Annotated in this window: 24 protein-coding genes and 1 pseudogene; 9 read left to right on the top strand and 16 right to left on the bottom strand. The window is 61.3% G+C overall.

Annotated elements, in window-relative coordinates; genetic code table 11:
* Positions 1 to 140: 140 nt before the first annotated feature.
* From FF124_RS01290 to FF124_RS01280, 3 genes are all read right to left on the bottom strand, one after another.
* Entirely contained in the window at positions 141 to 968 is an 828-nt protein-coding gene (locus FF124_RS01290; RefSeq protein WP_138746666.1) for a porin family protein, read from the bottom strand.
* Positions 969 to 977: 9 nt separating this feature from the next.
* On the bottom strand, positions 978 to 2,423 hold the full coding sequence (locus FF124_RS01285; RefSeq protein ID WP_138746665.1) for a metal-dependent hydrolase family protein: 1,446 nt from the start codon (positions 2,421 to 2,423) through the stop codon (positions 978 to 980).
* A 158-nt stretch (positions 2,424 to 2,581) separates the two neighbouring features.
* Positions 2,582 to 3,760, bottom strand: coding sequence for an alpha/beta hydrolase (locus FF124_RS01280; RefSeq protein WP_138746664.1), 1,179 nt, complete (start codon positions 3,758 to 3,760; stop codon positions 2,582 to 2,584).
* 206 nt (positions 3,761 to 3,966) lie between these two features.
* Here FF124_RS01280 and gad point away from each other — a divergent pair, with 206 nt between their 5' ends.
* A complete protein-coding gene (gene gad / locus FF124_RS01275) occupies positions 3,967 to 5,361 on the top strand; it encodes a glutamate decarboxylase (protein WP_138746663.1) in 1,395 nt (464 codons plus the stop codon).
* 274 nt (positions 5,362 to 5,635) lie between these two features.
* On the opposite strand, the gene trhO is transcribed toward gad, so the two are convergent.
* The 3 genes from trhO to FF124_RS01260 all read right to left on the bottom strand — a co-directional run bounded on the left by trhO (position 5,636) and on the right by FF124_RS01260 (position 8,029).
* On the bottom strand, positions 5,636 to 6,547 hold the full coding sequence (trhO, locus tag FF124_RS01270) for an oxygen-dependent tRNA uridine(34) hydroxylase TrhO (protein ID WP_138746662.1): 912 nt from the start codon (positions 6,545 to 6,547) through the stop codon (positions 5,636 to 5,638).
* An 80-nt stretch (positions 6,548 to 6,627) separates the two neighbouring features.
* Positions 6,628 to 7,551: a CHAD domain-containing protein gene (locus FF124_RS01265; protein ID WP_138746661.1), complete on the bottom strand. Its 924-nt coding sequence runs from the start codon at positions 7,549 to 7,551 to the stop codon at positions 6,628 to 6,630.
* 1 nt (position 7,552) lies between these two features.
* Positions 7,553 to 8,029 carry a CYTH domain-containing protein gene (locus tag FF124_RS01260; RefSeq protein ID WP_138746660.1) on the bottom strand — a complete coding sequence of 159 codons (477 nt, stop codon included), beginning with the start codon at positions 8,027 to 8,029 and terminating at the stop codon, positions 7,553 to 7,555.
* 202 nt (positions 8,030 to 8,231) lie between these two features.
* On the opposite strand from FF124_RS01260, the gene FF124_RS01255 reads away from it, so the two are divergent.
* The 8 genes from FF124_RS01255 to recF all read left to right on the top strand — a co-directional run bounded on the left by FF124_RS01255 (position 8,232) and on the right by recF (position 16,587).
* Entirely contained in the window at positions 8,232 to 8,876 is a 645-nt protein-coding gene (locus FF124_RS01255) for a 2-dehydro-3-deoxy-phosphogluconate aldolase (RefSeq protein WP_138746659.1), read from the top strand.
* Between the two features lie 87 nt (positions 8,877 to 8,963).
* The gene (locus FF124_RS01250) at positions 8,964 to 9,653 is read left to right on the top strand and encodes a GNAT family N-acetyltransferase (protein WP_138746967.1); all 690 of its coding nucleotides are present in this window, start codon (positions 8,964 to 8,966) and stop codon (positions 9,651 to 9,653) included.
* The gene (locus FF124_RS01245) at positions 9,650 to 9,859 is read left to right on the top strand and encodes a DUF2207 domain-containing protein (protein WP_138746658.1); all 210 of its coding nucleotides are present in this window, start codon (positions 9,650 to 9,652) and stop codon (positions 9,857 to 9,859) included. The genes FF124_RS01250 and FF124_RS01245 overlap by 4 nt, the downstream gene beginning before the upstream one ends.
* A 29-nt stretch (positions 9,860 to 9,888) precedes the next feature.
* On the top strand, positions 9,889 to 11,001 hold the full coding sequence (locus FF124_RS01240) for an adenosylhomocysteinase (protein ID WP_138746657.1): 1,113 nt from the start codon (positions 9,889 to 9,891) through the stop codon (positions 10,999 to 11,001).
* A 421-nt stretch (positions 11,002 to 11,422) separates the two neighbouring features.
* Positions 11,423 to 13,348: a molecular chaperone DnaK gene (gene dnaK / locus FF124_RS01235; protein ID WP_138746656.1), complete on the top strand. Its 1,926-nt coding sequence runs from the start codon at positions 11,423 to 11,425 to the stop codon at positions 13,346 to 13,348.
* A gap of 91 nt (positions 13,349 to 13,439) precedes the next feature.
* Complete coding sequence (gene dnaJ / locus FF124_RS01230; RefSeq protein WP_138746655.1) at positions 13,440 to 14,582, top strand: molecular chaperone DnaJ; 1,143 nt, start codon at positions 13,440 to 13,442, stop codon at positions 14,580 to 14,582.
* A 128-nt stretch (positions 14,583 to 14,710) separates the two neighbouring features.
* Entirely contained in the window at positions 14,711 to 15,334 is a 624-nt protein-coding gene (locus FF124_RS01225) for an ImmA/IrrE family metallo-endopeptidase (RefSeq protein ID WP_138746654.1), read from the top strand.
* A 128-nt stretch (positions 15,335 to 15,462) separates the two neighbouring features.
* Positions 15,463 to 16,587, top strand: a complete 1,125-nt coding sequence (recF, locus tag FF124_RS01220; protein ID WP_138746653.1) for a DNA replication/repair protein RecF — start codon at positions 15,463 to 15,465, stop codon at positions 16,585 to 16,587.
* A 7-nt stretch (positions 16,588 to 16,594) separates the two neighbouring features.
* Here the strand turns inward: recF and FF124_RS01215 are convergent, their stop codons facing one another.
* From FF124_RS01215 to cyoA, 10 genes and pseudogenes are all read right to left on the bottom strand, one after another.
* Positions 16,595 to 16,798 (bottom strand): SlyX family protein, encoded by a 204-nt coding sequence (locus FF124_RS01215; protein WP_138746652.1) that lies wholly within the window; start codon positions 16,796 to 16,798, stop codon positions 16,595 to 16,597.
* Between the two features lie 142 nt (positions 16,799 to 16,940).
* Positions 16,941 to 17,918: a class 1b ribonucleoside-diphosphate reductase subunit beta gene (nrdF, locus tag FF124_RS01210; RefSeq protein ID WP_138746651.1), complete on the bottom strand. Its 978-nt coding sequence runs from the start codon at positions 17,916 to 17,918 to the stop codon at positions 16,941 to 16,943.
* Positions 17,919 to 17,935: 17 nt separating this feature from the next.
* A pseudogene (gene nrdE, locus FF124_RS01205) lies at positions 17,936 to 20,044 on the bottom strand (class 1b ribonucleoside-diphosphate reductase subunit alpha); the annotation flags it as partial.
* Between the two features lie 101 nt (positions 20,045 to 20,145).
* Positions 20,146 to 20,547 carry a class Ib ribonucleoside-diphosphate reductase assembly flavoprotein NrdI gene (gene nrdI / locus FF124_RS01200; protein WP_138746650.1) on the bottom strand — a complete coding sequence of 134 codons (402 nt, stop codon included), beginning with the start codon at positions 20,545 to 20,547 and terminating at the stop codon, positions 20,146 to 20,148.
* A 125-nt stretch (positions 20,548 to 20,672) separates the two neighbouring features.
* Positions 20,673 to 20,894, bottom strand: a complete 222-nt coding sequence (gene nrdH / locus FF124_RS01195) for a glutaredoxin-like protein NrdH (protein ID WP_138746649.1) — start codon at positions 20,892 to 20,894, stop codon at positions 20,673 to 20,675.
* Between the two features lie 686 nt (positions 20,895 to 21,580).
* On the bottom strand, positions 21,581 to 22,330 hold the full coding sequence (locus FF124_RS01190; RefSeq protein ID WP_138746648.1) for an SURF1 family protein: 750 nt from the start codon (positions 22,328 to 22,330) through the stop codon (positions 21,581 to 21,583).
* 137 nt (positions 22,331 to 22,467) lie between these two features.
* Complete coding sequence (cyoD, locus tag FF124_RS01185) at positions 22,468 to 22,926, bottom strand: cytochrome o ubiquinol oxidase subunit IV (RefSeq protein WP_138746647.1); 459 nt, start codon at positions 22,924 to 22,926, stop codon at positions 22,468 to 22,470.
* Positions 22,923 to 23,531, bottom strand: coding sequence for a cytochrome o ubiquinol oxidase subunit III (cyoC, locus tag FF124_RS01180; RefSeq protein ID WP_138746646.1), 609 nt, complete (start codon positions 23,529 to 23,531; stop codon positions 22,923 to 22,925). The genes cyoD and cyoC overlap by 4 nt, the downstream gene beginning before the upstream one ends.
* A complete protein-coding gene (gene cyoB, locus FF124_RS01175) occupies positions 23,528 to 25,510 on the bottom strand; it encodes a cytochrome o ubiquinol oxidase subunit I (protein WP_138746645.1) in 1,983 nt (660 codons plus the stop codon). The genes cyoC and cyoB overlap by 4 nt, the downstream gene beginning before the upstream one ends.
* Positions 25,510 to 26,616, bottom strand: a complete 1,107-nt coding sequence (cyoA, locus tag FF124_RS01170) for a ubiquinol oxidase subunit II (protein ID WP_246072136.1) — start codon at positions 26,614 to 26,616, stop codon at positions 25,510 to 25,512. Before cyoA ends, cyoB begins: the two co-directional genes overlap by 1 nt.
* Positions 26,617 to 26,693 lie beyond the last annotated feature (77 nt).

Here is a 26,693-nt window from a genome sequence, read left to right as displayed (position 1 = left end):
CCCCGCTTTATGCAATTGGACTAAGCCGCGCACCTGACCCTCTTTGTCGTTTTCCATCCCCGGCCTTTGCGGCCAGTTTCCTTCACGGTTGCGCCAAGTGTCAACCAAGTCTGACGATCAGGCTTAACAGGCCCGCCGGATCAGAAGCGGAAGGTCACGCCCAGCGTCGGTCCCTGCATGTCGATGTCGAGCTTGTGGCCGTCCTGGTCATAGTCGACGGAGAGGTATTTGTAGCCAAGCGACACGGCCGTGGTCTCGGAGACATCATATTTGACCGCGCCCATGGCCTGCCATGTGAGATCCGCTCCCCCGGAAGAACCGCCGATGTCGGCCTGGCCGACAAAGCTGAAGCCCTTGCCGAAATCATAGTCCATGCGTGCGCCGATGGTCGGGTCCACCCAGCCGAAATCGCTCTTTGCCCGGTAGGCATTGGGCGTTCCGGTGATGCCGGCGGAAACATCGGCCCACGCCTTGAAGACGCGCACGCCGGCGAGCGCATCGAGCGAGAAGCGGTCCGTATCGGCCAGGCGGTAGGTTCCGAACAGCGCCGCGTTGAAAAGCTTGGTGTCGAGATTGACGTTGACGCCTGGAACGGGACCGATGCCCGGAAGCGTGACCGGGCCGGTCGCGTGTTCTTCGCCGGTATCCACATACATCACGTCCGCATAGGCGCCGAACCTGCCGTTGGTCGCATAGAAATTGACGAAGCCGGCAAGATTGAGCTCTTCGAGGATTTCGGAAAAGCTGCGTTCCACCCTGACTGTCGGGGCGCCGGAGAAGGGCGTGACCTTTCCGGATAACCCCGCGCCCCAGATATAGGGCGTCAGCGCGAAGGTCCAGTCATCGGTGGTTGCCGGCATGACGGGCGCAGACGCTGGAGCTTCCACTGGGTCGGCGGCGAGCGCCGTGTGGGAAAGGGCGGCCGTGGTCATGCCCGCGAAGAGAAGTTTTGCGGCCGATGCGCGCATTTCGGTCTCCTAGACGAGCGTGTTCTTGAAGAAACGGCCATCCTTCATGATGACCGCCATATTGTCAGGATCGGCAATCAGCGAAATGTCTTCGAGCGGATTTCCGTCGATCAATAGCATATCAGCAAAGGCGCCGGCCTCGATCACGCCGACCCGCCCGCGATAGGGGTTGCGCACGCCCGAAAGCTGAAGCAGTTCGCCCGTGCGGCTGGTGGCCATTTTCAGAACCGTCGCCGGGGAGAACCACTCGGCGAGCTTGGCGAGCTGACGGCCTTGCGAATTCGTCTTGGCCGGATTGAACAGGATATCCGTACCCCAGACCATCCGCTCGATGTTGAACTTGTCGGCCCATTCGAAACAGCGCACCGTGCCTTCAGCGATATTGCGCTGGTCCTGGCGTTGCTGCTCGGTGCCCTGCGGGTTGGAATCCTCGTCCGCCAGGAAAGGTTGGATGCTCCACCAGGTTCCCGTGTCGACGATCATGCGCACGGTTTCCTCGTCCGCCAGCTGGCCGTGCTCAATGCAGGCGACGCCGTTTTCGATCGAACGCTTTATCCCTTCGGCGGTATAGACATGGGCGCAGACATAGGTGCCCCAGTCTTCGGTCGCCTGGACAGCGGCGCGGATTTCGTCCGGCGTGAACTGCAGGCTCGGTATCGGATCATATTGCGAGGACACGCCGCCGCCGGTCATGATCTTGATCTGGCTGGCGCCGAGCATCAGCTGTTCGCGCACGCGTTTCAGCACCTGCGGCACGCCGTTGGCGATGGAGGAGATGCCGGCTTCTTCCGCATGGCTGAGATCGGTGTTGTCGGACGCCGGGATCTCATAGGGCATGCGAAAATCGCCGTGGCCGGAGGTCTGGGTGATCATCGCGCCGGCGGGATAGATGCGCGGGCCGATCGCCTTGCCGCCGTCGATGGCCCGTTTCAGCGCAAAGGCGGGGCCGCCGACATCGCGCACCGTCGTGAAACCGCGCATCAGCGTCTTTTCCGATTCGGCGGCGGCGACCAGATGAACATAGGGCACCTGGGCCGTCATTGCCGTCTGCATGGGAATGGCGCAAAGCAGCGAATGCCAGTGCGCGTCGATCAGCCCGGGCATCAGCACGCGGTTGCCGCAATCGACCACGTCAGCATCGGCAACATCCTCTGCAACGGGAATAAGCGCCTCGATCCGGCCGTTGCTGACAAGCACGTTCCGGCCTTCGATGAGCGCGTCGGAGAGGCCGTCGAAGATACGCACATTGGTCAGAAGGACCGCTCGGTCATTGGCTTGCGCCAGTGAGGGCATGGAGGCAAGCGCGCCGGCGGCAATCGTTGCGGCTGCCCCCTTCAGCACCGAGCGTCGGCTGAAGCCGTCCATCAGGCGCTTGTTCAGGCGGGCGAATTCCGGCGTGTGGCACGGACAGCCCGCTCCGTGAATGAGGTGCTGGTATTTTGATCCGGCGCGCATACTGTCCTCCCTTGGTCCTTGATATTATCCTCAACCCATAAAGATCATGGCCGCGTTTGCAAGGAACGGTTCCGTGAAATTTCGCGCTTCCGCCCGGCAGAAACGGCCTTCTCCGCCGCTTCAAAGCATCCGGCGATGCCAATTAATCACCCGATGCTCTAACGTGCGCTGGCAGCCTGCGCGGCGCTGGCGGTCGCTGGGTCGACCGTACGGCCCATGGCATCGAGGAACCGGGCGCCCGGTCGCCTTCCCGTGCTGCCGAGCTCGGTGTCTTCGTCGAGCTCGGGATAGATCGCCGCAAGGGCGGCATAGCGGCTGTGGTTGAGCGCGTCGCGCGACGACACAGAGGAAATGTCGATCAGGGCCACATTCTTCCTCTCGGCCATTTCCAGCACTTCCGGATCGGTGATGTCGAGCTGGCCCGCGCGCTGGCGGTTGCCCTGGATAAACCGCGAGAAGCCGAGGGCGCGGTCGTCGCCCGAGACCATCACCAGAAGCGGCGGATCAAGCGGGCCGATCACATCGACCTGGGCGGCAAACACGTCCTCGTCGATATCGGGCGCTGCGAGGATGACATTGAGTTTCCTCAGCGCCTTGCGGTTGCCCTCCAGGCTCAACTGGCGAAGCGCTTCCATGGTCAGCCAGCCGCCCATGCTGTGGCCGAACAGCATGACCGAACGCACACTGGAAAGCGCGGTGACCTGCTCGAGAACATCCGTTAGTCCGTCACGCGAGAATGTCGCGGATTCCTTGTCGGTCGCATAGTCGAGAAGGCGCGCCTGCGACGGCCAGGAAAACAGGATCGGCACGCCGGAGACATCGGTGTCGGCGGCAAGTTGGGCCATGCGGAACAGGCCCTCCTGGAAGGAGACGTTGAAGCCGTGCACGAAGACGCCCGCGATCCCTTTTCCGGTTTCGCGCGCGGCCTTTGCCACGCGTGCATCGAAGGCCGCCCGTGACAGCGCGGTGTGCTTGAGAACCGTGAAATGCTCGTCGGGACGGGCCTTGCGCGCATAGGGCCATTCGATCTCGCCGGGATCATGGCCGGGCGGGATCGAGATCACGAACTCGGCATAGCTCATTTCGTCCTCGCGCTCCGGGGTGAAACCGTCAATCGGCTCCTCGGCCGGTTCGCGGGTGGTGGCCACATAGACGGTCACGGTGCGCGCGCCCTCCACTGTCGCCCCCGGATGCGGGTAGATCACCTCGGGTCCGGGGCGCTGTGTGCAGGCGGACAGCAGGAGCATGAGCAGAAAACCGAGGGCAAGGCCAAGCGGGCGAAGCGGACTGCGCAGATCGGGCGCGTCGTCTGCGGAAGGGGTGAGTATGATCTGCATGATCCGAATTCTCTTGCCTCGGGTCTGCGCGGGCTTTGCCTGTTTGATTGATCTCTACGGACCCGTAAGCCGGAAATCAAGTGTCGGAGGCCTGTCCGCGCGCATCCGTTCAAGAAAGTTCGCGCTTACGCAGCTTGTCTTGACCGCCTGAAAGCGAGCCGATACTTGTTTTTTATTAGGACCTGCGACAGAGGGAGATGAAGTCGATGGCGGAAGAACGCGAACAGGACGGTCTGTTTGATCCCAATGACGAGACCTACGGCGCTGCAGATCTTTCGGCGATCCTGCCGAAATCCGGCTTTCCCGAAAGGGAACGCGCGCCGCGCCTGGCCTATGCGGCGATCCATGACGAACTGCTGCTCGACGGCAATGCCCGGCAGAATCTCGCAACCTTCTGCCAGACCTGGGAGGAGCCCGAGATCCACAAGCTGATGGATGACTGCATCGACAAGAACATGATCGACAAGGACGAGTATCCGCAGACGGCCGAGATCGAGGCGCGCTGCGTGCGGATGCTGGGCGACCTGTGGCACGCGCCGGAGGGACCGATCACGGGAACGTCCACCACCGGCTCCTCCGAAGCGGCCATGCTCGGCGGACTGGCGATGAAGCGCCGCTGGGAGGCGAGGCGCAAGGCAGAGGGCAAGCCGACCGACAAGCCCAATCTGATCACCGGGCCGGTGCAGATCTGCTGGCACAAGTTCACCCGTTACTGGGATGTCGAGCACCGCGAGATTCCGATGGAGAACGGCCGCCTGCTGATGACGCCGGAAGAGGTGCTGAAGCTCTGCGACGAAAACACGATCGGCGTCGTGCCGACGCTCGGAGTCACCTATACCGGCGAATACGAGCCGGTGAAGGCGGTCAGCGATGCGCTGGATGATCTTCAGGCGCGCACCGGGCTTGATATTCCGATCCATGTGGACGGGGCGAGCGGCGGTTTTCTCGCGCCCTTCTGCGCGCCGGAACTGGAATGGGATTTTCGTCTTCCGCGCGTGAAATCGATCAACGCGTCCGGTCACAAGTTCGGCCTGTCACCGCTCGGCGTCGGCTGGGTGCTGTGGCGCGAGGACAAGGACCTGCCCGAGGAAATGGTGTTCTGGGTCAATTATCTGGGCGGTAATATGCGCGATATCGCGCTCAATTTCTCGCGTCCCGGCGGCCAGGTGATCTGCCAGTATTACAATTTCCTGCGGCTTGGCCGTCAGGGTTACCGCAAGGTCCACGAGGCCTGCTACCGCTCTGCCGCCTTTCTGGCGGAGGAACTGGAAAAGACCGGCCTCGTCGATATCGTCTTTGACGGCGACATGGAGAAGGGCATTCCGGCCGTCTCATGGAAGCTGAAGGAAGGCCTCAAAACCAATTACACCCTGTTCGATCTCGCCGACCGGCTGCGCTCGCGCGGCTGGCAGGTGCCGGCCTATACGCTCCCCGCCAATTGCGAGGATCAGGCGATCCAGCGGATACTGGTGCGGAACGGCGTGTCGATCGACCTCTGCTCGCTGCTGATCGAGGATATAAAGGCGGCGGTTGCCTATTTCAGGGCGCACCCGATCACCAAGCCGCTGACCGAGGACGAGGCCTCCGGCTTCCACCATTAAGGTTTCCCCGGTTCAGACAAGGCGCCGCGTCAGGGACGCGGCGTCAGTGTGTTGACGAAGTTCGCTTCACCCTCGTCCGTCATTCCGGCCTTGAGCCGGCATCCAGGGCGGAATAGCGAGAACCGTCGCGATCAAGGCACTGTTACAAAACGTATTTTTGTGGCCCTGGACCCCGGCTCGGGGCCGGGGTGACGGAGAATGGGAGCAGGCTCTCTGCTTCTGCAGCAGGCTTTGTCAGCAGTTTGAAGCCGCGTCCAGGGCGTTGTCGAGCGCCTTACGCCCCCAGATGCCGTTCGCCGCGCGCCCTGGCCAGCGCAATCTGGTGCTGGCGCTCGCGGAAGCGGGCGCGGTCGGCATCGGAATAGGTCTCGGCGCAATGCGGGCAGGAGACGCCTTCCTCGTAATCGGCGGAAAGCTTGTCTTCCGGCGTCACCGGATGGCGGCAGGCGTGGCAGAGTTCGTGCTCGCCTTCCTTCAAGCCATGGGTGACGGAAACGCGCTCGTCGAAGACGAAGCAGGCGCCGTCCCACAGGCTTTCGGTCTCCGGCACGTCCTCGAGATATTTCAGGATGCCGCCCTTCAGGTGGTAGACCTCCTCGAAGCCCTGCGCCTTCATGTAGGCGGTCGCCTTTTCGCAGCGAATGCCGCCGGTGCAGTACATGGCAATCTTCGGCTTGTTGTGCAGGCCCCTGTTTTCCTCCACCCAGCGCGGGAATTCGCGAAACGTTTTGGTATGCGGATCAACCGCGCCGCGGAAGATGCCGATCGCCGTCTCGTAATCATTGCGGGTGTCGATGACGATCGTGTCGGGGTCTGAAATCAGGTCGTTCCAGTCCTTCGGATCGACATAGGTGCCGACCGTCTTCAACGGATCGATATCCTCGACCCCCATCGTCACGATTTCCTTCTTCAGCCGCACCTTGAGGCGGTTGAAGGGCATTTTCGAGGCGTGGCTTTCCTTGTGCTCGAGACCCGTGAATTCGGGGCGCGCGCGGATGAAGGCGAGCACATTGGCAATGCCCTCATGGCTGCCGGCGATCGTGCCGTTGATGCCCTCATGCGCAAGCAGCAGCGTCCCGCGCACGCCGTTTTCCTCACAGCAGGCGAAAAGCGGCGCGCGGAACGCCTGAAAATCGGCAAACCGCGTGAAGTGATAGAGCGCTGCGACCAGATAGGACCCTTGCATGGTCTCTCTCCGCTTTCTTCAATCTCGGGCTATTCACGAATATTGCGCTGGCCAATACACGGATCGGCGGTTCTTGGCAATTATTCGCCGTCATGCGCGTGGGCGCGATTCTTCCACAAGGTCCGGATGATCCGCGCCTCGACATCGGGCTCGTCGCCGAAGGTCTTGCGCGCGCTTTTGATCGCCCGTCGGCGCAGCTGCGCGCGGGTTTCAAGAGCGGCCTCCCGGCAGGTCGCAAGCGTTCCGACATCGAGGCCGGGCGCGTCAGGGCCGTCCAGAAGCTGCAGCAGCATGCTGAGGTCATGTTCGTGGCCAAGCAGATCGGCGAGCGCCTTGGCGTCGTTGCGCTTGGCCTTCAGCGCCGAGGGCCAGGCCGGCGAGAGGAGCGCGCAGAACATCCAGTAGGTCTGGGTCTTCTTGCGCAATTCATGAAAATCGCCGTCCGCGCCATCGGCCTGCACCGTCATCAGCGCCACCTGGGCATTGGCGAGCTGCTTCTTCCAGGCCTTGCCAATGCATTTCGCCGCCGCCGACCGGTCCTCATGAAACGCGGCCTCTTCGATCGCGGCGATCGCGTCGCGGCAGGCGTGGATCGCCTCTTTCGCCTTCTTTTTCAGCGCCGCGTCGGAAACGGCGGCGCTGTCGCGGCGTTCGCGCAGCGCCGTTTCCAGCCGGGAAAGCGCCATGTCGCGCCTGCCGTCGTCTGCCAGGCCACGCAGATAGGCCGCGCATTCGATCAACGCCGTCGCGTCGCGCCCGTCGGAAAGGTCTGCCGCCATGTCGCGGATGCGCGCATTTTCCTCGCGCGAAAAGTCCTTCGCCGCTGGGCGGATCAGCCGCAACAGGCCGCGCACGCGCTTGAACTTCTTGCGGGCATCATGGATTGCCTCATCAAGGCCCCGGGGCTGTTTCTTCAGCGCCTTGATCGCATCTTCAAGCTGGGACACGGCCACTTTCCTGAAGGCCGCGTCGAGCGGTTTGTCGGGGTCGAGCGAGAAAGCCATGTCAGCCGTCCTCTTCGGGTATGACGCCGGTCTCGGCAAGCGCCTGGTTGGTATAGCGCCGGTCGCCGGTCACCTCGCGGCCGAGCCAGTCGGGAAGATGCGGCGTCGCCGTCTCGCTCGGCAGCTCGACCTCGGCAACGACGAGATCGGCAAGGTCGCCGTGGTAGACATCGACTTCCCAGACGAAATCGCCTGCCGGCACGCGGTAGCGCGTCTTGTCGATCACATGGCCGAGCGCGTGGTCGATCATGTCCAGCGCATCGTCCAGGGGCACGTCATATTCGAATTCGTCGCGGCTCATCGCGCCGGAGCCGAATTTCAGCGTGATGCGGGCGCGCGTGTCGTCGAAGAGCCTGACGCGGGCGGAGCGGTCGGGCGCGCCGAGGAGGTAGGCCTGGCGCAGGCGCACGCCCTTTTCCGCGCCGTCCTTCCATCCATCGCCGTCCACCAGGAATTTCCGTTCGATTTCCTTGGCCATCTCAAGCCCTCTTGACGCCGGTAGCAGGGCGCATCCCGTGTTAATCGAGATCAAACCCCAATGACAGGAATAAGGTCATAACACGGCCACTGTCGCGGGCAATGATTCCGGTCGATTATAATTCCTTCCGGTCTCGACTTGATGCCTGTGCCGGGGTATTTCAAACTCAGCTTGAGCAAAAAATCAAAAGGCCAGTGCGACCATGGATGCAAAAACCCAAAACCTCCTCGATGCCCTTACCGCTCAGCCCGTCGTTCCGGTGCTGATCGTGGAATCCGTCGAACATGCCGTACCGCTGGCGCGGGCGCTTGTCGAGGGCGGGCTGAAGGCGCTGGAGATCACGCTGCGCACCGATGCAGCGCTCGACGTCATCAAGGCCATGTCCGAGGAGATCGAAGGCGCGGTCATTGGCGCCGGCACCATCCTTTCGGCGCGCGACTATGCGGCGGCCGAAAAGGCCGGCGCCAAGTTCATCGTCTCGCCCGGCATCAACGGCGATATTCTGGATGCCGCCGATGATAGCGAAGTGCCGCTTCTGCCGGGCACGGCCACGGCCAGCGAAGTGCTGTCGCTGCGCGAGGAAGGCTACCGGGTGATGAAGTTCTTCCCCGCCGAACAGGCTGGCGGCGCGCCTTACCTCAAGGCGCTTTCCTCCCCGCTCGCCGACATCAAGTTCTGCCCGACCGGCGGCGTATCGCTTGCCAATGCGCCGGATTACCTGAAGCTGCCCAACGTCGTCTGCGTCGGCGGCTCCTGGGTTGCGCCGAAGGATCTGGTTGCCAAGGGCGACTGGGCCGGCATCAAGAAACTCGCCGAGGATGCCTGCGCGACGCTCGGCAAGTACTGAGAACCACAACGGAAGCGCCTGTTGTCGAAGGCAGGCGTCTCCGTTGGCGAAATCGGCGGTTTTGCCCGCTTCTCGAGGGAGGCCGTTTTGTCCGATCTTTCCGCTTTTGCCCCGCGGCTGAGGCCGCAGCCGGTGCACCAGCGCGGCCTGTACGTCACGGTCGAACCCTATGAGGAGGGGTCCCACGGCGCTGCGCTCTGGGAGGCGCTCGGCGGTTCCGCAGAAGCCGTCAACGGCCTCTTGCGCTTCTTCCCGCAGCCTGATTTTTCCGGTCCTGCCGATTTCTATGCCTGGCTCGATCAGCAGAACGCCTCGGGCAACTGGGTGACGCGCGTCTTCCGCACGGCGGGCGACGGCACGGTCGTCGGCATGGCGAGCTATATGCGCATCGACGAGAACAATGGCTCAATCGAGGTCGGCGCGGTCGCCCATGGGCCGGCCATGCAGCGCTCGCCGATCGCCACCGAGGTGCATTACCTGATGGCGCGGCATGTCTTCGATGATCTCGGCTATCGGCGTTACGAATGGAAGTGCCACAGCGAGAACGCGCCGAGCCGGGCTTCGGCCGAGCGGCTTGGGTTTTCCTTCGAAGGCATTTTTCGCAACCACATGGTGGCCAAGGGCAAGAACCGCGATACCGCCTGGTTTTCGATGATCGACTGCGAATGGCCCACGATCAGGGCCGCGTTCGAGGCCTGGCTTGCGCCCGCCAACTTTGATGCGGACGGCCGCCAGGTGCGGGATCTCAGGGCCATAAGGAGGGCAAGCGGACAATGAGCGAGCAAACCAACCGTTCAACCCTCATCGCGGCGGCGATCATCTTCGGCGGGCTTCTGATCGGCGGCTATTTCCTGCCGGACATTATCAATTACGTGGCGCTGTTTTCGCCATGGTTGGCGACCGGCATCGGCATTTTGTTCGTGCTGGCCGTCTTTTTCATTTTCTGGCTGAGAGGCCGTTATCAGCGTCGCCATGGGCGCTGAAGCAGTTTTCCGGCAGGGAGCCGACGACAATGACCGAGATCACCCCCGCCTGGGCCAAGGCGCAGATGCCGCGCGTTGCCCGCGCCGTTTCCAACCTGCCGGACATGTCCGGCGTCAGGCTCGCCATGAGCATGCATCTCGACATGAAGATGCTGCCGCTGGTGGAAGGCCTTGCCGGCCGCGGCGCGCAACTCTTCATCACCACCTGCAATCCGGCGACGGTGCGCAATGCGGTGGTGGATGCCATGCGGGCAGCCGGTGCGCGGGTCGACGCGTTCAAGGACATGCCGGAGGAGGAGTGGCAGCGGGCGATCGAGAACGGGCTCGCCTTCGGGCCGACGCATCTTTGCGAGATGGGCTCGGACTATACGCATTTTCTCCTGTCGCGCGGTCTGGAACTGCCCGACGTGAAGGCGGGACTGGAGGCGACGGGCTCCGGCATCAGCCGGCTTCAGGGTGACCTGCCGCCCTGGCCGATCTTCAACTGGGATGACCTTCCGGTGAAGGAAGGCCTGCACAATCGCCACATGGTGGGGCTCACCACCTGGAACGCCTTCTTCACCCGCACGCTGTTGAGCCTGCATGAAAAGAATGTGCTGGTCGTCGGCTACGGCTCCGTCGGCCAGGGTCTGGCCGCAAGCGCCCGCGCCTTCGGCGGCACGGTGATGGTGGCCGAGATCGACCCCGCCCGCCTTCTGCAGGCGCGCTATGACGGCTGGCGGACCGGCAGCGTCGCCGAACTCGCGCCCGAGGCCGATGTCATCGTCACCGGCACCGGCGGCCATCACGTCCTGCCCTTCGAGGTCATCGAGCAATTGAGAGACGGCTGTTTCCTCCTGAATTCCGGCCATCGCATTGACGAGATCGAGTTGTCGCCGCTTCTGGCCCGCCCGCGCGAACAGGCGCTGCCCGCCGTCACCACCCACACGCTTGCCTCCGGCAACCGGGTTCATCTCTTCGTCGGCGGGGCCATGGCCAATCTGACCGGCGGAGAGGGTGACAGCCTCAATGCCTTCGACATGACGCTCGCGGTGATGGCCGAGGGGATCGGCCACATTGTCGGGGAGGGCGAGAAGGCGCCTCAGGGCGTACACCTCCTGCCGCGCGCCATCTGGGAACGCGCCTGTCCCGATCCGGTCTGAAGCCTCTTTCGAAACCGTGTCTCCGGGTTTTCAAAGGCATGTCGCGGTCGCGGTCGCGCGTGAGCCGCCTTTTGCCGGAAATTGAGCCATGGTTAATCCCGGAAGGGGTTGATATCTGGGGCGACAGACCGCAAATCCCTCGGCTATGGCCACATCCCCTTGAGGCGCGTCGAAGACGGGCGCCGCGGCGTCGGCCGAAAGATGGTATCTGGTGACGGAGAACAATGCCGAGGGCCGCCAAATAGGCGCGTAAATGCTGTCATAAGCTTCAGCGAGCGCCTTGCAGAGCCATTTGGCGCTCATTATATAGCGCTCACAACGGCGTTATCGCCGCCAAAATCAAATCAAGACCATAGCTCAAGGGGCCGTCACAGAATGCCTGAAGGGTTCGGATGGCCTGCTTAAAAGGAGACAAGCGAAAATGGCTAAAGTAATCGGTATCGACCTCGGAACGACGAACTCCTGCATCGCCATCATGGATGGCAAGGATGCCAAGGTTATTGAAAACGCCGAAGGCGCCCGCACCACCCCTTCCATGGTGGCCTTCACCGATGACGGCGAACGCCTCGTCGGCCAGCCGGCCAAGCGCCAGGCCGTGACCAACCCCACCAACACGCTCTTCGCCGTCAAGCGCCTGATCGGCCGCCGCTACGAAGACCCGACCGTGACCAAGGACAAGGGCCTGGTTCCCTACGGCATCGTCAAGGGCGACAATGGCGACGCCTGGGTCGAGGCTTCCGGCAAGTCCTATTCGCCTTCGCAGATCTCCGCGATGGTTCTTCAGAAGATGAAGGAAACCGCCGAAAGCTATCTCGGCGAAAAGGTCGAGCAGGCCGTCATCACGGTTCCGGCCTACTTCAACGACGCCCAGCGTCAGGCCACCAAGGACGCCGGCAAGATCGCCGGCCTTGAAGTGCTGCGCATCATCAACGAGCCGACGGCTGCCGCTCTTGCCTATGGTCTCGACAAGAACGAAGGCAAGACCATTGCCGTCTATGACCTTGGCGGCGGCACCTTCGACGTGTCGATCCTCGAGATCGGCGATGGCGTCTTTGAAGTGAAGTCGACGAACGGCGACACCTTCCTTGGCGGTGAAGACTTCGACATGCGTCTCGTCGAATATCTCGCCGACGAGTTCAAGAAGGAAAACGGCATCGACCTGCGCGCTGACAAGCTTGCGCTGCAGCGCCTGAAGGAAGCCGCCGAAAAGGCCAAGATCGAGCTGTCGTCCTCGCAGCAGACCGAGATCAACCTGCCGTTCATCACGGCCGATGCCACCGGTCCGAAGCACCTGACGCTGAAACTGACGCGTGCCAAGTTCGAAAGCCTGGTCGACGATCTCGTCAAGCGCACGGTCGGTCCCTGCAAGGCGGCGCTGAAGGATGCGGGCGTTTCGGCCAACGAGATCGATGAAGTCGTTCTCGTCGGCGGCATGAGCCGCATGCCCAAGGTTCAGGAAACCGTCAAGCAGTTGTTCGGCAAGGAACCGCACAAGGGCGTGAACCCGGACGAAGTCGTGGCGCTCGGCGCTGCGATCCAGGGCGGCGTGCTGCAGGGCGACGTCAAGGACGTTCTGCTGCTCGACGTGACGCCCCTTTCGCTCGGCATCGAAACGCTCGGCGGCGTGTTCACCCGCCTGATCGACCGCAACACCACGATCCCGACCAAGAAGAGCCAGACCTTCTCCACGGCCGAGGACAATCAGTCCGCCGTGACCATCCGGGTCTTCCAGGGCGAGCGTGAAATGGCGGCCGACAACAAGATGCTCGGCCAGTTCGACCTCGTCGGCATCCCGCCGGCCCCGCGCGGCGTGCCGCAGATCGAAGTCACCTTCGACATCGACGCCAACGGTATCGTCAACGTGTCGGCCAAGGACAAGGGCACCGGCAAGGAGCATCAGATCCGCATCCAGGCCTCCGGCGGCCTCTCCGACAGCGACATCGAGCAGATGGTCAAGGACGCCGAAAGCCACGCCGAGGAAGACAAGAAGCGTCGCGCCGCAGTGGAAGCGAAGAATCAGGCCGAAAGCCTCATCCACTCGACAGAGCAGTCGCTCAACGAGCATGGCGGCAAGGTTTCCGAAGAAGACCGCAACGCCATCAAGACGGCAATCGAGGAGTTGAAGACGGCAGTCGGCGCCGAGGAGCCGGATGGCGATGCCATCCAGGCCAAGACGCAGACGCTGATGGAAGTCTCGATGAAGCTCGGCCAGGCCGTTTACGAGGCCCAACAGGCGGATGAGAACGCGGCTGCCTCCGCGGACGCCGCCAAGGACGCCGAAAGCGACGTCGTTGATGCCGACTTCGAAGATGTCAGCGACGACGATGACAAGAAGAAATCGGCTTGATCTGAGCGTCGCTCGACATCATTCCTGAAATCAAACCTCCGGCCGTCGCTTCGGCGGCCGGAAAAATCTGTTCAAGAGGTTGGCAGACTCCATGGCAAAAGCGGACTATTACGAGACACTCGGCGTCGGCCGTTCGGTTGACGAAAAGGAGCTCAAGAGCGCCTTCCGCAAACTTGCGATGAAGTATCATCCGGACCGCAACCCGGATAACAGCGAAGCCGAAAAGAAGTTCAAGGAAATCAACGAGGCTTATGAAACGCTCAAGGATCCGCAGAAGCGGGCCGCCTATGACCGTTTCGGCCATGCCGCCTTCGAGAATGGCGGACCGGGCGCCGGCGGCTTTGGCGGTGCTGGCGGATTCGGCGGCGCAGGCGGCTTCTCCGATATCTTCGAGGACATTTTTGGCGAAATGATGGGCGGTGCCCGTGGTCGTCGCTCCTCCGGCGGACGCGAGCGCGGGGCGGACCTTCGCTACAATATGGAAATCACCCTCGAAGAAAGCTTCGAGGGCAAGACGGCGCAGATCAGGGTTCCGACCTCCGTGGTCTGCGACGAATGCACCGGCTCCGGCGCCAAGCCCGGTTCCTCGCCAACGACGTGTTCGACCTGCCACGGTTCCGGCCGGGTGCGTGCGGCACAGGGTTTCTTCTCCGTGGAGCGCACCTGCCCGACCTGTCACGGCCGCGGCGAGACGATTTCCGACCCCTGCCCGAAATGTCGCGGCGAGGGCCGCACGGTCGAGGAGCGTTCGCTTTCGGTCAATATACCTGCCGGCATCGAGGACGGCACCCGCATTCGCCTTCAGGGCGAGGGCGAGGCCGGACTGCGCGGCGGTCCTTCGGGTGACCTCTACATTTTCCTCTCGGTCAAGCCGCACCCCTTCTTCCAGCGCGACGGGGCGGACCTGCATTGCTCCGTGCCGATCTCTATGACCCAGGCGGCGCTTGGCGGCAAGTTCGAGGTGACCACGCTGGACGGCACCAAGTCGCGCGTCTCGGTTCCGGAAGGCACCCAGACCGGCAAGCAGTTCCGCCTGAAGGGCAAAGGCATGCCGGTGCTCCGCTCCTCGCACAAGGGCGACCTCTACATTCAGGTCCGCGTCGAGACGCCGCAAAAGCTCACCAAACGCCAGCGGGAGCTGCTGCAGGAATTCGACGAACTCTCCTCCAACGAGAACAACCCTGAATCCAACGGCTTCTTTGCGCGGATGAAGGAGTTTTTCGGTACGGAGTGAGCAGTAGTTTTCTTATGCTACGAACGTCGGAGCCTTTCTCCGGCGTTTCCTATCACATCGTTAGGCGCTAAGCTGGGTCAGAAGAAGCGAACCCACTTAGATTGACGGGCGGTTGTCGGGCAAACGATATGTGGAATAGGTTTTCATTCTTATATTCTGCGTCTCTATTCTTCTGGCTCTTAGGTTCCACTGCTGCTCATTCCCAAAGTTGCCTTCTCATTAACGACGCGAGTGGTGTGCCTACTCCTGCTCTTCACATCAACAACGAATTTTTCTTCATCGAGCCGGCGTTCGAGGACTATGCATTCATGCTGGAGGATGCCTGTGGCGCATGGGGGATGGATATCGAAAATGGGTGTAACATACTGCCCATGATGGGAGCGATCCACTTCAACGCCGTAGCGGCCAAGTGCGATGGCAACAAAGTTATCGTTTATGACAGAAGACTAAGTAGCCGCCTTGGCTATGAGGGGGCGCAGGCAGTCTTGGCACATGAACTCGGCCACCATGTATGCAACCATCTTAATGATCCCAACCAGGAAATTTATCATGGCCGGCTTCAGGAACTGGAGGCTGATCAGTTTGCGGGCGCTACCCTTCGACGAATGGGGTTTCAGCGCGAATCTACCAGTGGTTTCGTTGAGCTGATGTCGGAACAGCCAACCGGCTTTCACCCCGGCAAAAAAGACCGAGTTTCCGCCTTGCTTCGTGGCTGGGATGATCCGGCGTCAGCTTTGCAATGCCGGGACTGATGAAATGCGAACTCGGATCCTTGAGGTTTGTTGAGTTAACTTTGAGCAAACAGATTTAGCTATCATCTGTCTTTCTAGAGGCTTCATTTTGCCCCATAAGGGGCGAACCGAACTGAACAGAAGCCGCCATGCTGCCTTCCATCTTCCTCACCGCGCTGAAGCTGACCGATTTCCGCAACTATCCGCAGGCGTCGCTTGTGCTGGACGGGCGGCATGTGGTGCTGACCGGTAATAACGGTTCGGGCAAGACCAATCTAATAGAGGCTGTCTCCTTTCTCTCGCCCGGTCGCGGCATGCGCCGTGCTGCCTACGGACAAGTCGTGCGCAAGGGCGCTCCCGCCGGGTTTGCTGTTTTCACCGAGCTTGAGGGCATGGAGGGCAGTGTTGCCATCGGTACGGGAACAGATGGCGCGGAGGGGACTGGTCGCAAGGTGCGGATCAACGGCACGCAGGCGGCATCCGGCGACGAGCTTCTCGATCATGTCCGGGTGATCTGGCTCACGCCGTCCATGGATGGGCTTTTTACCGGCTCTGCCGGTGATCGCCGGCGATTTCTTGATCGGATGGTATTATCGATCGATCCCGCCCATGGTCGTCGCGTTGCCGATTTCGAACGGGCCATGCGCTCGCGCAACCGGCTCTTGTCCGAACGGCGCATGGAGCCCGCCTGGCTTTCCGGGCTTGAGGAGCAGATGGCGGGTCTCGGTGTTGCCATGGCGCTTGCTAGGCGTGAACTGCTGTCGCTCCTGACCGGGCTGATCGCCGAGAGCGAGGCCAGTTCGCCTTTCCCGGCGCCCGAGATCGCGCTTGCCGGCTTCTTTGCCGACGCGGCGGATGCGCCCGCTATTGATCTGGAGGACCGCTACCGGGCGATGCTGGAGGAGGAACGTTTTCGCGATGCCGCCGCCGGGCGCACGCTGGACGGGCCGCATCGCAGCGAAATGGCGGTGCGCCATGCCCAGAAGGACATGGATGCGGCCCTTTGCTCAACCGGCGAGCAGAAGGCGCTGCTGCTCGGCCTTGTGCTCGCCCATGCGCGGCTGACGCGCCGGGTGAGTGGTCATCCGCCGGTGATGCTGTTCGACGAAGTCGCCGCTCATCTGGACGAGGGGCGGCGCGCCGCCCTTTTCGACCGCATCGCCGAAATCGGCGGTCAGGCCTTCATGACCGGGACTGATCGCTCCCTGTTTGAGGCGCTCGGCGCGGACGGGCAATTCTTCAATGTCTCGGACGGCCGGATCCAGGCGGACTGAGCCCTTCTCAGTAATGCGGCGGCTTGGTGACGGCAGGGCGTTCGCCGGCCTGTTCCTCAAGCTCGAGAAAGCGGTCGGTCAGAAGCTCGAACTTTTTCTGCAGGCTTTCGATCGTCTTCCATTGCTGTGCCACCTGGTCGGACAGCTCGTCAATGGTCTTGGTCTGGTAGGCGACGGTTTCTTCAAGACGGACAATACGCTCTTCAGTCATATCAGCCTCCATGTTTTCCAGGTGAGCGCCGCTTGGCACCGGCGCCTGCCTTGCGAGGTAGGAATCTTTGCCGCCCCTGTCAACAAAGTAAAGGCGGCTCCATGCGGAACCGCCTCTGCTCATGCGGATGATCTGCAAGCGATCAGAAATCCCAGTCGTCATCTTCCGTCGCGACCGCCTTGCCGATGACATAGGAGGAGCCGGAGCCGGAGAAGAAGTCGTGGTTCTCGTCGGCATTCGGCGACAGCGCCGACAGGATCGCCGGATTGACCTTGCAGGCTTCCGGCGGGAACAACGCCTCGTAACCGAGATTCATCAGCGCCTTGTTGGCGTTGTAGTGCAGGAACGCCTTCACGTCCTCGGTCAGACCGACGCTGTCATAAAGCGCCTCGGTATATTTCGATTCGATCTCGTAAAGCTCGAACAGAAGACCGAAGGCGAAATCCTTGATCGCCTGCCGCTCGTCCTCGGAGACCTTCTTCAGGCCCTGCTGGAACTTGTAGCCGATATAATAGCCGTGAACCGCCTCGTCGCGAATGATCAGCCGGATCAGATCGGCGGTGTTGGTGAGCTTGGCGCGGCTCGACCAGTACATCGGCAGATAGAAGCCCGAATAGAACTGGAAGCTTTCCAGGAAGACGCTCGCGACCTTTTTGCGCAGCGGGTCGGTGGCGCGGTATTCGTGCAGGATCAGGCGCGACTTTTCCTGGAGAAACGCATTTTCCTCCGACCAGCGATAGGCGTCGTCGACCTCGGCCATCGAGCACAGCGTCGAGAAGATCGACGAATAGGAGCGCGCGTGCACGGCTTCCATGAACGAGATGTTCGACAGAACCGCCTCTTCATGCGGCGTCACCGCATCCGGCATCAGGCTGATGGAGCCGATCGTGTTCTGGATGGTGTCGAGCAGCGTCAGGCCGGTGAAGACGCGGATCGTCAACTGCTGCTCGTTTTCCTTAAGCGTCGACCAGGAGGGAATGTCGTTCGACAGCGGCACCTTTTCCGGCAGCCAGAAATTGCCGGTGAGACGGTTCCAGACCTCGAGATCCTTCTCGTCGACAATGCGGTTCCAGTTGACGGCGCGCGGCACGGCGATGGCGGGTTTTGTCTGCATGTTCATGGTTTTCTTGCCCTTCATCACAGGCTGCAGGAGACGCAGCCTTCGACCTCGGTGCCCGAAAGCGCCATCTGCCGAAGACGGATGTAGTAGATGGTCTTGATGCCCTTCTTCCAGGCGTAGATCTGCGCCTTGTTGACATCGCGGGTGGTCGCCGTGTCACGGAAGAACAGCGTCAGCGACAGTCCCTGATCGACATGCTGGGTGGCAGCCGCATAGGTGTCGATGATCTTTTCCGGCCCGATCTCATAGGCATCCTGGTAATATTCGAGATTGTCGTTCGACATGAACGGCGCCGGGTAATAGACGCGGCCGATCTTGCCTTCCTTGCGGATCTCGATCTTCGAGACGATCGGATGGATCGAGGCCGTGGCATTGTTGATGTAGGAGATCGAACCCGTCGGCGGCACGGCCTGCAGGTTGCGGTTATAAAGACCGCCCTTCATCACCGCGTCCTTCAGCGCCAGCCAGTCTTCCTTGGTCGGCAGGTCGATGCCGGCCTTTTCGAAGAGCGCGCGCACGCGCTCGGTCGCCGGCGCCCAGTCCTTCTCGGTATATTTGTCGAAATATTCGCCGCTGGCATATTTCGATTTTTCAAAGCCGGCGAAGGAGACGCCGCGTTCGACGGCGATCCGGTTCGATGCCTTCAGCGCGTGATAGGTCACGGCGTAGAAATACATATTGGTGAAGTCGACGCCTTCTTCCGAACCGTAGAAGATGCGCTCGCGGGCGAGATAGCCGTGCAGGTTCATCTGGCCGAGGCCGATGGCGTGGCTCTCGTCATTGCCCTTTTCCACCGACGGCACGGAGGAGATGTGGCTCATGTCGGACACGGCGGTCAGCGCGCGGATCGCGGTATCGACGGTGCGGCCGAAATCGGACGAATCCATCGCCATGGCGATGTTCATCGAGCCGAGATTGCAGGAAATGTCCTTGCCCATATGCTTGTAGGACAGGTCCTCGTTGAATTCGCTGGCCTCCGAAACCTGCAGGATCTCCGAGCAGAGATTGCTCATCGAGATCCGGCCCTCGACCGGATTGGCGCGGTTGGCCGTATCCTCGAACAGGATGTAGGGATAGCCGCTTTCGAACTGCAGCTCGGCCAGCGTCTGGAAGAAGGCGCGGGCGTTGATCTTCTTCTTGCGGATTTCCGGGTTGTCGACCATCTCGCGATAGTGCTTGGAAATCTCCACCTCGGTCATCGCCTTGCCGTAGACGCGCTCCACGTCATAGGGCGAGAACAGGTACATGTCCTCATTGTTGCGGGCGAGTTCGAAGGTGATGTCGGGGATCACCACGCCGAGCGACAGCGTCTTGATGCGGATCTTTTCGTCCGCATTTTCGCGCTTGGTATCGAGGAAGCGCATGATGTCGGGATGATGCGCGTTCAGATAGACCGCGCCCGCACCCTGGCGCGCGCCAAGCTGGTTGGCGTAGGAAAAGCTATCTTCCAGAAGCTTCATCACCGGGATGACGCCGGAGGACTGGTTCTCGATCTTCTTGATCGGCGCGCCGTGCTCGCGGATATTGGTGAGCGAAAGCGCCACGCCGCCGCCGCGCTTGGAAAGCTGCAGCGCCGAATTGATCGAGCGGCCGATAGACTCCATGTTGTCTTCGACGCGCAGCAGGAAGCAGGAGACCAGCTCGCCGCGGCTCTTCTTGCCGGCATTGAGGAAGGTCGGCGTTGCCGGCTGGAAACGGCCGGCGATGATTTCATCGACGAGCGCGGTCGCAAGCTGCTCGTCGCCCTTGGCAAGCGCCAGCGCGACCATGCAGACGCGGTCCTCATAGCGTTCGAGGTAGCGTTTGCCGTCAAACGTCTTCAGCGTATAGGCGGTGTAATATTTGAAGGCGCCGAGGAAGGTCTGGAAGCGGAACTTCTTGTCGAAGGCATGGTCCCACAGGTCGCGCACGAAGTTGAAGGAGTACTGATCCAGCACTTCCTGCTCGTAATAGCCTTCGTCCACCAGATAATCGAGCTTTTCCCGAAGGTTATGGAAAAACACCGTGTTCTGGTTCACATGCTGCAGGAAATACTGCTTCGCCGCCATCCGGTCCTTGTCGAACTGGATGTGCCCGTTCTCGTCATAAAGATTGAGCATCGCGTTCAGCGCGTGATAGTCGAGCGCCGCCGCCTTGGTCTTGGCGGAGGCCTTTTCAGCGCCCTTGTCGGCGCTCTTTTCGCTGACCGTTTCCTGAACGGTTTCGTCCTCGGCGCTTGCGGCCATCCTCAGTTCTGCCGTTTCCAAAACTCTTCCAGTCCCTGTCTGACGTTGATGACATCCTCTTGCGTCCCGAGCAGTTCGAAACGGTAGAGGTACGGTACCTTGCATTTGGCGGAGATGATGTCGCCGGCAATGCCGTAGGTATCTCCGAAATTCGTATTTCCGGATGCAATGACGCCGCGGATCAGCGCCCTGTTTTCCGGATTGTTGAGGAAGCGGATAACCGGTTTCGGCACGGCGCCGCTTCCATCGCCGCCGGCATAGGTCGGGACGACGAGAACATAGGGCTCATCCACCGTTTCCGTGTCCCCCTGCGGACCGAGGCGTCTTGCCTCAAGCCCGGTTTTGGTGACGAAACGGTGCGTGTTGCCCGTGGCGCTGGAATAATAGACGAGCATGCCCGTCATCTGCTTCCCTCTTCACCATTACGGCGCGCCCGAATGACACGCCGTCTTGTCTTTGCCGCGCCCGCCGCGTCGATCCGCGCGGGCGCCCAGTCGATGAGGTCCGGCCGGCGGCCGGAACAGAAAGATCAGGCGAGGGTGCCGATCATGTCCGGGCGGAAGCCGGACCAGTGCTGTTCGCCGGCAACGACGACGGGCACCTGGCGATAGCCCATGCCGACGACATGGTCATAGGCGTCGTTGTCTACCGACACGTCGACGACTTCGTAGTCGAGGCCCTTGCGCTCGAGCGCGCGGGTCGTCGCATTGCACTGCACGCAAGCCGGTTTGGAATAGACAGTGATCTTCATCGTTATCCTCGCATAATCATTGTTTTTCAAAAGCGCCGATCATATCGCCGGCGCTTTCCCGCGCATCTTGCGGAGCCGGCCATGTTGATTATCAACAGGATCCGCTCCGGACCGGACCGTTGCCGGCTGAAAGCCGGGGAAGGCGCGGCGGTTGCAAGACGTCACCGCCATCCTTTCTCAACAGTCCCCTCGAACGCATTGACCGGACTGGCATTTTCATCCTCCAGAAGTCGGCACGGCGCGCGCTGTCCACGGGGAACACCACTTCGACACATGCTTATGAGGACTCAAAACCTTGAAGACCGGACGCCGCTGACGCATCAGCTTGATTCGATAGAATCACCATAACACAATATCTGCGAACTGAAATGCCCGAACTCACCATATATAGTGTTTCATACAGGTGAATTCCATATTTACGGTTAACGCAATATGAGGGGAGAACGGACAAGACTGCATCGCTTATTCCCGCTGGCGGGGAAAGCGCGCCGGGCGAATCGATTTCGCCGAAAGGCCGATGCAGCAGAAGATGACTGCTCGTCACGGGTATCGGCTACCAATCATAGGTTGAACCGGCATGCGCGCGCGATTTCTTTGGTGCTATCCACAGGCCGGAAAAAACCGGTGATGAGCAAGCGGGATTGCGCCGGCAGGGCCGCAGTGCGGCAAGGTCGGGCGGCAAACGCCTATTCGTCGTCGTCTTCCGGCGGACGGCGCTTGCCCCATACGCCCTCATGGCGCAGCACCAGCGCATAGAGGAAGGCCGTGCCGAGCGCCATGGCGAACCATGTCAGGGCGTAGCTCAGATGTGCGTTGCGGAATTTCACCACCGTCAGGCCGCCGATCGGATAGCCGCCGGGATTGACCGTGCTGTCGGCGTCAATGAAATAGGGCGCAAAGGGCCGCAGCCCCTTGGTCGCCATGATCGAGGCCACGTCGCGGCGATACCACTTGCCGTCTTCCGGATCATTGGCGCGCGAGAACAGCCAGCCCTTGTCTTCCGACATGCGCAGAAGCCCGGTGATGGTGATCTCGCCCTCCGGCGCCTCGCGGGTCGCGGGATCGCGCTTTGCCTCCGGCACGAAGCCGCGATTGATCAGGACGTAACTGCCGTCGGGCCGCAAAAGCGGCGTCATCACGAAATAGCCGGGGCCGAGCTCGGTCGGGTAATAGATCTGCACTTCCTGGCTGTTGAGCAATTTGCCGGTGACCGTCACATGGCGGTAGGCATCGTTCTCGCGGGTGACCTCCTGCCATTCGGACGGTCCCGGCGCGGGTACGGCCGGCGCCTCCACGCGCGCTTCCACGGCTGCGATCAGATCGAGCTTCCATTGCAGCCGGTAGACCTGCCAGATGCCGAGCGCGACGAAGCCGGCGAAGATCACCGCGGCGATGGCGGTGATGGCGATCAGATGTTTGCGGGAAGAAGCGGCCATGGGAACAACCTTCGGCGTGGACGGGAGCAGCTAGCTGGCTCTAAACGCCCGAACGGACGTCTCGTCAATGATTATCGAAACAAAAACGCCTCCCCGCGGGACCCGTGGGGAGGCGAAAAATGCGGCAGGGCAAAGGCCTACTGCTGGCCCTGGACGATGATGTTGCCGGTGACGCCGGCATCGCGCAGCTGCTGGGCAATCTCCGGCGTGGCGCAGACGATCGTGCCATCGTCGAGATAGGTGTAACCGCTTTCCGGCAGGGGCATCATGTACTTGTTCATGTTGTGCATGACCCAGAGCGAGCCGGCAAGCACGATCAGAAGCAGGATGAGGGCCAGAAGCGAGGATGCCATGGTCCAGCCTTCTTCCTGCTGGCTGCTGAGCAACAGGAAATATTTCAGGTGCACCAGGATCTGAGCCGCGGCGCAGATCATGATCACGGCCAGAAGGAAACCCTTGCTCGAGATCGCGTCGGCCATCACCAGCCCGAAGGGGATAATGGTGAGAACGGCCGCCAGGACGAAACCGGTCATCAGCGACTTGAAGCTGCCGTGGCCGTGGCTGTCGTGGGATGCATGTTCGTTGGCTGAGCTCATAGAACCACTCCCGTAAGATAGACAAGCGAGAAAACGCCGATCCAGACCAGATCGAGGAAGTGCCAGAACATCGACAGGGTCGCCGTGCGCCGACGGGTCGATTCTGTCAGGCCCTTGCGCGAGAGCTGGACCAGCAGGACGATCAGCCAGATCGTGCCGAAGGTGACGTGCAGGCCGTGCGTTCCGACGAGGGTGAAATAGGCCGACAGGAAGGCCGAACGGTCCGGCGTCGCGCCAAGCTCGATGAAGTGATGGAATTCGTAGATTTCCATGGCCAGGAAGCCGATGGCAAAGAGGCCGGCAACGATCAGCCACTTCATCAGGCCCGCCTTGTCGCCCTTGTCCATCCGCAGCATGCCCATGCCGAAGGTGACCGAGGAGAACAGCAGCAGCGCCGTTTCGATGAGCGCGAAGTCGAGCTCGAACAGGTCGGCCGGCGAGGGGCCGCCCGCATAGGAGCGGCCGAGCACGGCGTAGGTTGCAAAGAGCGTGCCGAAGATCAGGCAGTCGCTCATGAGGTAGATCCAGAAGCCGAGCTGTGTCGGACTGCTGTGATGGGCGTGTTCGTCGTGATGCGTATCGCCCGTCTGATCAGCGATCGTCATGCATAAGCCTCCTTGGCCTTTTCCTGGTCGCTGGCGACCACTTCGGCGGGAATGTAGTAGTCGCGATCAAAATCGAAGGTGTGATAGATGATCGTGCCGATGGCGGCCAGGAAGCTGACGATCGCCAGCCACCAGATGTGCCACACGAGGGCGAAGCCGAGCGCCAGCGCGAAGAAGGCGGGCACGATGCCGGCCCAGGTGTTCTTCGGCATGTGGATCGGCTGGTAGTCCGTCGACCACTTGAAGCCCTGCTTCTTCATCTGCCACCAGGCGTCACGGCCGGTCACGACGATATCCTGCGGGAAGTTGTAGGCGGGAACCGGCGAGAGCGTCGCCCATTCCAGCGTACGGCCGTTCCACGGATCGGGGCCGCATTTCAGCTTGTCGCGGTTCTTGATCGAGACCACGAGCTGGATGACGGTGCAGGCGATGCCGGCGCCGATGGTCAGCATGCCGATGCAGGCGATGATGAAGTAGATCTGCCAGCCGACATCGGTGTAGCTCTGCAGCCGGCGGGTGACGCCCATCAGGCCGAGAATGTAAAGCGGCATGAAGGCGATGTAGAAGCCAATGCACCAGAACCAGAAGGAGCGGCGGCCCCATTTGTCGTCCAGCTTGAAGCCGAAGACCTTCGGCCACCAGTAGGTGTAGCCCGCCATCAGCCCGAAGACCACGCCGCCGATGATGACGTTGTGGAAATGGGCGATCAGGAACAGCGAGTTATGCAGCTGGAAGTCTGCCGGCGGAACAGCGAGCATCACGCCGGTCATGCCGCCGATGGTGAAGGTGATCAGAAAGCCGACGGTCCAGTACATCGGCGTCTCGAACCGGATGCGCCCGCGATACATCGTAAACAGCCAGTTGAAGATCTTGGCCCCGGTCGGCACCGCGATGATCATCGTGGCAATGCCGAAGAAGGTGTTCACACTGGCGCCCGAGCCCATGGTGAAGAAGTGGTGCAGCCAGACGACGAAGGACAGGACCAGGATGCACGACGTCGCATAGACCATCGAGCGATAGCCGAAGAGCGGCTTGCCGGAGAAGGTCGCGACCACTTCGGAGAAGATGCCGAAACAGGGCAGGATCAGGATATAGACTTCCGGGTGACCCCAGATCCAGATCAGGTTCACGTAGAGCATGGGGTTGCCGCCCATGTCATTGGTGAAGAAGTGCATGCCCAGATAGCGGTCGAGCGCCAGCATGGCGAGCGTTGCCGTCAGCACCGGGAAGGCGGCGACGATCAGCACGTTGGCGGCAAGCGTCGTCCAGGTGAAGACCGGCATGCGCATCATGGTCATGCCCGGCGCGCGCATCTTCAGGATGGTGGCGATCATGTTGACGCCCGATAGCGTCGTGCCTATGCCGGCGATCTGCAGTGACCATATGTAATAGTCGACCCCCACATCGGGCGAGTATGCGATCCCCGAAAGCGGCGGCATGGCGAGCCAGCCAGTGCGGCCGAGCAGGCCGATGAACAGCGATACGTTGAGCAGGATCGCGCCCGACACCGTCATCCAGAACGAAAAATTGTTCAGCCACGGAAAGGCAACGTCGCGCGCGCCGATCTGCAGCGGCATGGCGACGTTCATCACGCCGACCAGAAAGGCCATGGCGAAGAAGAAGATCATGACCGTGCCGTGAGCGGTGAAGATCTGGTCGAAATGGTGCGGCGGCAGATAGCCCTGCGCCCCGCCTGCGGCGATCGCCTGCTGGGTGCGCATCATGAAGGCGTCGGTGAAGCCGCGGAACAGCATCACAAGGGCCAGCACGATATACATGACGCCGATCTTCTTGTGGTCGACCGAGGTGAACCACTCGCTCCAGAGGTAGCCCCATTTGCGATGATAGGTGATCAGGCCGAAAACGGTGAGCGCCGCGATGACGACTGCGGCAAAGGTGACGTCGAGAATGAGAACGTCATAGGGAATGTCATCCCACGACAGCTTGCCGAAAATAATGTTCCAGATTTCAGATCTCATTAGTGCCTCACGGGTTCAGAAGCGTTCGACGCGCTGTCGTCGCCGGGAATATGGGTCACAGTCTGATCGGGATTCTTGATGTTGACCGGACCGCTTCTCGGTTCGTCGGGATTGGCGTGGAGCGTGCCTTCGAATGCGTGCTGGTCGAAGCCTTCGCCCGGCGCGAATTCGTCGTAGAGATACTCGTTCTTGGTTTTCACGCCCTGAAGGCCGCCGCCGCCCATCATGTCCTGCATCATCATCTCGCCGACGCAGACCTTGCCCGGCTCGACGCAGAGCCCGACGATCTTGTCGAAGAGGTTGTCGGCCACGCCATTGTAATAGGACACGCCGTCGGCGACCGTTGGCTTGGAAAGCTGGAGATAGGTCTCGTCGCTCATCGTATTGGACGAGGACTTGACCGTGTTGACCCAGCTGGAAAACTCGTCCTCGGAAACGGCGAAGGTCTCGAAGTCCATATGGGCGTAGCCGGGGCCGGAGTAATTGGCCGAGCGGCCGTAATATTGACCGGCTTCCTCGGCCACCAGATGCAGCTTCGTCTCCATGCCGGCCATGGTGTAGATCATGCCGGCGAGCGCGGGAACGGAGAAGGTGTTCATCACCGAGCTCGAGGTGAGCTTCATGTTGATCGGACGGTCCGTCGGGATGACCAGCTGGTTGACGACGGCCATGTCCTGTTCGGGATAGATGAACAGCCACTTCCAGTCGAGCGAGACGACGTCGATCTCCAGCGGTTCGCCGGCGATATGGTCCAGTGGCTTGTAGGGGTCGAGCCTGTGGGTATAGATCCAGGTCAGCGCGCCGAGCGCGATGATGATCATGACCGGCACGCCCCAGATGAACGCCTCGAACAGCGAGGAATGTTCGAATTCCGGGTCGTAGTCATTGGTGGTCTTGCGGCTGTCGCGGTAGCGCCAGGGTATGTAGACCGCCAGAACCAGCACCGGGACGATGATGACAAGCATCAGAACCGTCGATGCGATCAGGAGGTCGCGTTCCTGGTTGGCGACCCAGCCGGCCGGGTCGAGAAGAATGAGCTGACAGCCCGACAAGAGAAGCGCAAGCGGCAAAAGCAGCGCCAGTTTCAATAGCTTGTAAAGGTTCACAATCGCCTTCATTCTCTACAATGACGCCGGATTGCGCGGATAATCCGGACTTGATTGTCGATGACATGCCTGCCGGC

The sequence above is a fragment of the Martelella lutilitoris genome (assembly GCF_005924265.1).
Lineage (GTDB): Bacteria > Pseudomonadota > Alphaproteobacteria > Rhizobiales > Rhizobiaceae > Martelella > Martelella lutilitoris.
Note: the sequence above shows the minus strand (reverse complement) of the source record. Positions and strands in the feature narration are given on the sequence as shown.

Excerpts from the sequence above, each read along its gene's own strand:
- cyoC (WP_138746646.1), bottom strand. The coding sequence starts at position 23,531 with ATGACGATCGCTGATCAGACGGGCGATACGCATCACGACGAACACGCC.
- recF (WP_138746653.1), top strand. The coding sequence starts at position 15,463 with ATGCTGCCTTCCATCTTCCTCACCGCGCTGAAGCTGACCGATTTCCGC.
- FF124_RS01280 (WP_138746664.1), bottom strand. The coding sequence starts at position 3,760 with ATGCAGATCATACTCACCCCTTCCGCAGACGACGCGCCCGATCTGCGC.
- FF124_RS01265 (WP_138746661.1), bottom strand. The coding sequence starts at position 7,551 with ATGGCTTTCTCGCTCGACCCCGACAAACCGCTCGACGCGGCCTTCAGG.
- nrdF (WP_138746651.1), bottom strand. The coding sequence starts at position 17,918 with ATGAACATGCAGACAAAACCCGCCATCGCCGTGCCGCGCGCCGTCAAC.
- cyoD (WP_138746647.1), bottom strand. The coding sequence starts at position 22,926 with ATGAGCTCAGCCAACGAACATGCATCCCACGACAGCCACGGCCACGGC.
- dnaJ (WP_138746655.1), top strand. The coding sequence starts at position 13,440 with ATGGCAAAAGCGGACTATTACGAGACACTCGGCGTCGGCCGTTCGGTT.
- FF124_RS01190 (WP_138746648.1), bottom strand. The coding sequence starts at position 22,330 with ATGGCCGCTTCTTCCCGCAAACATCTGATCGCCATCACCGCCATCGCC.
- trhO (WP_138746662.1), bottom strand. The coding sequence starts at position 6,547 with ATGCAAGGGTCCTATCTGGTCGCAGCGCTCTATCACTTCACGCGGTTT.
- nrdH (WP_138746649.1), bottom strand. The coding sequence starts at position 20,894 with ATGAAGATCACTGTCTATTCCAAACCGGCTTGCGTGCAGTGCAATGCG.
- FF124_RS01240 (WP_138746657.1), top strand. The coding sequence starts at position 9,889 with ATGACCGAGATCACCCCCGCCTGGGCCAAGGCGCAGATGCCGCGCGTT.
- dnaK (WP_138746656.1), top strand. The coding sequence starts at position 11,423 with ATGGCTAAAGTAATCGGTATCGACCTCGGAACGACGAACTCCTGCATC.
- FF124_RS01290 (WP_138746666.1), bottom strand. The coding sequence starts at position 968 with ATGCGCGCATCGGCCGCAAAACTTCTCTTCGCGGGCATGACCACGGCC.
- FF124_RS01255 (WP_138746659.1), top strand. The coding sequence starts at position 8,232 with ATGGATGCAAAAACCCAAAACCTCCTCGATGCCCTTACCGCTCAGCCC.
- cyoB (WP_138746645.1), bottom strand. The coding sequence starts at position 25,510 with ATGAGATCTGAAATCTGGAACATTATTTTCGGCAAGCTGTCGTGGGAT.
- nrdI (WP_138746650.1), bottom strand. The coding sequence starts at position 20,547 with ATGACGGGCATGCTCGTCTATTATTCCAGCGCCACGGGCAACACGCAC.
- gad (WP_138746663.1), top strand. The coding sequence starts at position 3,967 with ATGGCGGAAGAACGCGAACAGGACGGTCTGTTTGATCCCAATGACGAG.
- FF124_RS01225 (WP_138746654.1), top strand. The coding sequence starts at position 14,711 with ATGTGGAATAGGTTTTCATTCTTATATTCTGCGTCTCTATTCTTCTGG.
- FF124_RS01285 (WP_138746665.1), bottom strand. The coding sequence starts at position 2,423 with ATGCGCGCCGGATCAAAATACCAGCACCTCATTCACGGAGCGGGCTGT.
- FF124_RS01245 (WP_138746658.1), top strand. The coding sequence starts at position 9,650 with ATGAGCGAGCAAACCAACCGTTCAACCCTCATCGCGGCGGCGATCATC.
- FF124_RS01215 (WP_138746652.1), bottom strand. The coding sequence starts at position 16,798 with ATGACTGAAGAGCGTATTGTCCGTCTTGAAGAAACCGTCGCCTACCAG.
- FF124_RS01260 (WP_138746660.1), bottom strand. The coding sequence starts at position 8,029 with ATGGCCAAGGAAATCGAACGGAAATTCCTGGTGGACGGCGATGGATGG.